This window comes from Nonomuraea deserti (assembly GCF_004348685.1).
Lineage (GTDB): Bacteria > Actinomycetota > Actinomycetes > Streptosporangiales > Streptosporangiaceae > Nonomuraea > Nonomuraea deserti.
Window position 1 is genome coordinate 1 of sequence record NZ_SMKO01000373.1, and the last position, 2,815, is coordinate 2,815.

Annotated in this window: 2 protein-coding genes; one reads left to right on the plus strand and one right to left on the minus strand. The window is 71.9% G+C overall.

The window, feature by feature from the left end; genetic code table 11:
• Positions 1-28: 28 nt before the first annotated feature.
• A complete protein-coding gene (locus E1292_RS50020) occupies positions 29-1,144 on the minus strand; it encodes a zinc-dependent alcohol dehydrogenase (protein WP_132606818.1) in 1,116 nt (371 codons plus the stop codon).
• A 328-nt stretch (positions 1,145-1,472) separates the two neighbouring features.
• Between E1292_RS50020 and E1292_RS50025 the strand changes: the two genes are divergently transcribed.
• The gene (locus E1292_RS50025; RefSeq protein ID WP_132606819.1) at positions 1,473-2,762 is read left to right on the plus strand and encodes a phenylacetate--CoA ligase family protein; all 1,290 of its coding nucleotides are present in this window, start codon (positions 1,473-1,475) and stop codon (positions 2,760-2,762) included.
• Positions 2,763-2,815 lie beyond the last annotated feature (53 nt).

The following is a 2,815-nucleotide window of genomic DNA, read 5'->3' on the forward strand; positions in this document are numbered from 1 at the left end:
CGTGGGGGACCGGGACGTACGCGGCGGGTCAGGAGTTGGGGTGGACCGAGACGTGTACGGCGGCCTCGCCCGGCACGTCGCCGCCGAGGGTCTCGATCGCGAGGACGGTGTCGTCCAGCCCGAAGGAGTGGGTGTGCATCTTCTCCAGGGGGTGGCGGCGCGACTCGATGATGCCGATCGCCTCGCGGTAGGCGCGGTTGTCCACGCCGAACGCGCCGACCACGGTCAACGCCCGGTTGATGATCAGGTCGGTGCGCAGCGGGATCTCGCGGCGGCCCTTGAGCCCGGCCAGGACCACCCGGCCGCCGTGCCGCGCCGACAGCAGCGCGTCCGTGATCGGCCCCGCGGCCATCGGGGTGAGCTCGAGCACGACGTCGGCCATCTCGCCGCCGGTGATCTCGCGGACCCGTTCCACGGTGTCCTCGGCCCGCTCGCCGTCGACGACGATCGTGTGGTCGGCGCCGAACTCGTGCGCCAGGGCCAGCTTGTGGGCGTCCGCCTCCAGGCCGGTGACGATGATCGTGCCGGCGCCGGCCGACCGCGCCGCGATGACCGCGGACAGGCCGCGCTGCCCGGCGCCGAGCACCAGCAGGGTGTCGCCCAGCCCCACGCCGCCCAGGTGGCAGGCCCAGCGCACGCCCGCGCCCAGCGGATTGAACATCGCGGCCACCTCGACAGGGAGGGTCGGGTCGATGGGGTGCAGGATCGTGTGGGGCGACAGGTACATGTACTCGGCGAACCCGCCCCACAACGACGGCGCCACGTCGAGCGACGCGACTCCGTGGCCCGGCCTGCGGTTGGGGCACGACTGGTAACTCCCGGTCAGGCACCTGCGGCAGGAGTGGCACGGGATGATGATCTCGACGGCCACCCGGTCGCCGGGCTTGACGCCCCACCGCTCGGCGGCCCGCTCGCCGACCTCCTCGACGATGCCCATCGGTTCGTGCCCGGGCACGAACGGCTTCGGGTTCTCCTGGTCCATCGACCCGAGATGTCCCCTGTAGATCTCGACGTCGCTGCCGCAGATGCCGTTGGCCTCCACGCGGAGCAGGCCGTCGTCCGGGCCGATCTCCGGACGGGGGAACTCGCGCACCTCGATCGTGTTCGGGGCGACCTGCACTGCCGCGCGTACCGTGTCTGCCATCGAAACGGGGCCTCTCTCCTGGTGGGTTTCGCTGTCAGGATGTCGGCGACGGCAGGGGAATGCGACGCGGATTTCGCGTCACGGAAAGCAATCATGCCCGCTGTTCACGGCCGCGCATTTGCTTTCCGCGACGCGAAAGTCAGGTGGCCTGTCAGCCGGCCCGCTGGGCATAGTGAAGCACCGCTGACCATCGCTCAGAGGCATCGCCTCGACCACGACTCATGCGTCGCGGCCGCTTCGCCACGGCTTCGTGGCGGGGGGCCACCCGTGAGTGCCTCCGCCGCCAGATCCGAGCACCGGCACTCCCACTTCCCCGGAAGGACCATCAGTGATCAAACCCGGCTTCGTCGCGGCAGAGGACCGAGAGACGGTCACCGCGATGCTCCGCGCGCAGCTCGCCGGGCTGCCCGCGCGCTCTCCGTTCTACGCCGACCTGTTCGCCGGGCACGGGGTCGATCCGTCGGCGCTGGTCTCCCTCGACGATCTGCGCAAGCTGCCCTTCACGGACAAGCAACTCCTGCGCGACTCCCAGACGGACTCGCCCCCGCTCGGCCGGCACGCGGGCGTGGACATGGTCGACGTGATCCGCGTCCACGCCTCCACCGGCACCACCGGCAAGCCGAGCTGGGTGGGGGTGACCCGGCGTGACGCCGAGGCGTGGACCGAGATGGTGGCGCGGGCGTTCACGACCATGGGCGCGCGGCGCGAGGACGTCGTCCTGCACGGCTCGGGGCTGACGCTGTTCGTGGGCGGGCTGCCGATCAGGGACGCGCTGGAGCACATCGGCTGCACGATGGTCCCGATCGGCACCGGGGCGTCGGACAAGGCGGTGCAGGCACTGGACTCCCTGGGCGTCACCGCGCTGCACGCCACCCCCTCGTACGTGCGCTACCTGGCCGAGTACGTACGCAGGCTGGGACGCGACCCCAAGGAGTTCGGCATCACCAAGATCTTCGTGGGGGGCGAGCCCGGGGGCGGCGAGCCCGCGTTCCAGCGGCGTATGGAGGAGGAGTGGGGCGCGCGGGTCACCGAGGGCCTGGGCAACGCGGACATGGCGCCGGTGTTGTTCGCCGAGCCTCCTGGCGCCGGCGGCATGCGGTTCACCGGCGGCCGGCACGTGGTGGTGGAGCTCATCGACCCGGACACCGGCGAGCCGATCGACCCCGAGCCGGGCGCCACGGGCGAGCTCGTCTACACCTCGGTGGACCGCGAGTGCTGCCCGCTCGTCCGGTTCCGCACCCGGGACCGGGTGCTGGTGACCGGGCTCGCCGGTGACGGGGCGCCGCTCATCCGGTGCGTGGGCCGTACCGACGACATGCTGATCGTGCTGGGGGTCAACGTGTTCCCCACGGCGATCCGCGATCTGGCGCAGACCCTGCATCCCCGGACGAACGGCGTGGTGCAGGTCGTCCTGCCCGGCCCGGGACCGCGGGTGGAGCCGCCGCTGCGGGTCGACGTCGAGCTCGGCGAGGAGCCGGGTGACCAGGAGCGGCTGCGGCAGGAGATCCAGGAGCTGATCCGGGCCCGGCTGACGGTGCGGGCCACGGTCGTCCTCGTCCCGCCCGGCTCGCTGGAGCGCACCGAGATGAAGTCGCGCCTGACCCGGGTCTCCGGCTGACGGCCGGTCGGCGGCCGCGGGAGCACGGCCCGGCCTGTCTCATATACACATAT

Bases quoted from the DNA above. Each gene is read 5' to 3' on its own strand.
- E1292_RS50020 (WP_132606818.1), bottom strand. From the start codon at position 1,144: ATGGCAGACACGGTACGCGCGGCAGTGCAGGTCGCCCCGAACACGATC.